A 2,205-nucleotide genomic window follows, 5' to 3' on the forward strand; every position below is an offset into this window, starting at 1 on the left:
GCATTTCAAACAGGTGTAGGTTGCCATTGATTTTAGTTTTTGGGTTAGTCATTTTTTCTAATTGAGCCAAAGCTATTTTCTAAATGGACAAAATGTGTCCGTTTCAGAAAAAATATTGATTTAATACTGCAATAATAGAAAATGACTTTCCCACATATTGGGATTGTTAAATAAGTGAGAAATACTTACAAAAAATCAGAAAATAATAAAAAACAACGGTAAAAAAGCTTGACGATCGCGTGCCGTTACTTATAATAAGCCATCATGAGTTCCAAATGATGTTTCACAAAGTCCTTAACATGCAGCGGACTAACCACCCGTACCCAAAGATTGTATTTAAAAATGGTCATTAAAAACTCATAATTAGGTTCGATATACACTTTCAGTTCGCCCCAAATATCCGGATTGGTATAATCCAGTTCAGGAGTATCCATCGCCTTCGGCTCTACTACAACTTCCTGCGAATGATGTAAAGGATTTGTCGTTAAATATTTAAAATGATGGTTTGCCACCTCAATATGGATCCATTCTGGTAGCATGCCCGTTTTTAAAATACCAATGACATTTTTATAATACTCAAAAGCATTAAAAGCTATCGGATTTTTAACCTGCTGCTTGGTTATTTTAAAAGCTTCTATCCTATCGTCCAAACAAAACACATAGTGTCCGTACTTTGCATTATGCGCTACCAAATACCAAGCATCGTTGATTTCCTTGAGGTGCAAGGGTTGAAAAAAACCAGTAATATCCTGAAAACCATTATCGTCGTACCAACCCTGATATTCCAGTTCAACTAAAAGTTGTTGCTCAATAGCATGGATGAGCGGCACCAACTCTATTTGAAAACTTAAAGAACTGCGCGAGGTCGTGATATGATCTTTCCATGAATGGGCATGATGATGCAGCAGATAGATTTCGGTTTTTTCATAAACTTCCTGAAGCGCTTCGGTCATTTCCAGGTCATCCATAAAATACCCGTAATTGCGCTTATACGAAATGACCGTTTGGTAATATGATTTTATTTTATCCAGATCGCGATTAATGGTCTTTTGGCTCGAGTGGTTTAGTTTGGCATAAAGCGGATCATCAATATTGTCCATTCGCAATTGATCTAGCGCGTTTTGCAAATCGATAAGCGGCACAAAACCATTTTTTTCAATGCCATAAACCTTAGGATTTGAAACGATGCGCAAAATATAATAACGACGAAGAAACTCAGGAGTCATGGCACTATTTTAAAAGCGAATGTAATAATAATCTTTTGAACCGTTTTAAGCAATCGGTTTTATATATTTGGAAACCCTAACGCAAATTATGACCTCTGTTTTCAGCAAAAAAGATTTTATTGCCACCAAATGGTTTACCTTAGAAAAACTCATACAGCTGGCTACCGGCATCCTGATTGTCCCTCAAATTTTCAGTATGTTGGGCACTGTAGATATCGGAAAACTCAAGTTTGTTGAAGCCGTTATGGGCATGTTGGCACCGTTGTTTTTTCTGGGTTTATCAGCAATTTGTATCCGGGAAATCATTTATAATCCACAACAAAGCCATCGCATTTTGGCCACGGCTTTTTGGCTACGTCTTATAAGCTGGATCGTTATTTTTATTGGGATTTTAGTTTATTTTAACCTGTCGGAAAGCAGTCCGTTAAAGGGATTATATTTTATAGTTGCCTTCAGTTACCTCTTTAAAATTACCGATGTTTTTGAGTATTATTTACTGGCAAAAAAATGGACGAAAATCATTTTCATTAGTAGAATCATCAGTTTAAGCATTATCGTTGCCCTACAATATTATGGTGTGAAAAACCAATTTGATGTGACCTACTTTGCCAAATTGATTGCTCTTGATTTTCTTATTCAAGGAATAATTTACGTCATCATTCTTAAACATAAAAAACAGCTCATATTTAAGGAATTGAAATTTTCTTGGCCGTTGGGAAAATCGTTATTAAAAATGTCGTTCCCTTTAATTATTTCCAATAGCTTAATCATCTTTTATATTACGATTGACGAACTGTTTCTAAAATATTATCATGGTGATCATGCCAACGGGATTTTTTCGACGGTACAGTTTTTAGTGATCGGTTTGAGTTGGAATATTGGTTCTTCAATCATCAATGCACTGTATCCTTCGCTGGCAGAATCGTATCAGGAAAATGCCATCCTTTATCAAAAGAAAATAAAAGCCCTTTTTAAAATC

General features: G+C 35.5%; 2 protein-coding genes. One reads left to right on the plus strand and one right to left on the minus strand.

Going from position 1 to position 2,205, the window contains the following annotated elements; all coding sequences use genetic code 11:
* Positions 1–245 precede the first annotated feature (245 nt).
* Entirely contained in the window at positions 246–1,226 is a 981-nt protein-coding gene (locus tag VNJ50_RS13465) for a WYL domain-containing protein (RefSeq protein WP_325582764.1), read from the minus strand.
* Between the two features lie 88 nt (positions 1,227–1,314).
* Between VNJ50_RS13465 and VNJ50_RS13470 the strand changes: the two genes are divergently transcribed.
* Positions 1,315–2,205: oligosaccharide flippase family protein (locus VNJ50_RS13470; RefSeq protein WP_325582766.1), on the plus strand; the 891-nt coding region annotated here is incomplete at its 3' end.

The organism is Gelidibacter sp. (genome assembly GCF_035577925.1).
In the GTDB taxonomy this organism is placed as follows: Bacteria; Bacteroidota; Bacteroidia; order Flavobacteriales; family Flavobacteriaceae; genus Gelidibacter.

Bases quoted from the DNA above. Each gene is read 5' to 3' on its own strand.
- VNJ50_RS13465 (WP_325582764.1), bottom strand. From the start codon at position 1,226: ATGACTCCTGAGTTTCTTCGTCGTTATTATATTTTGCGCATCGTTTCA.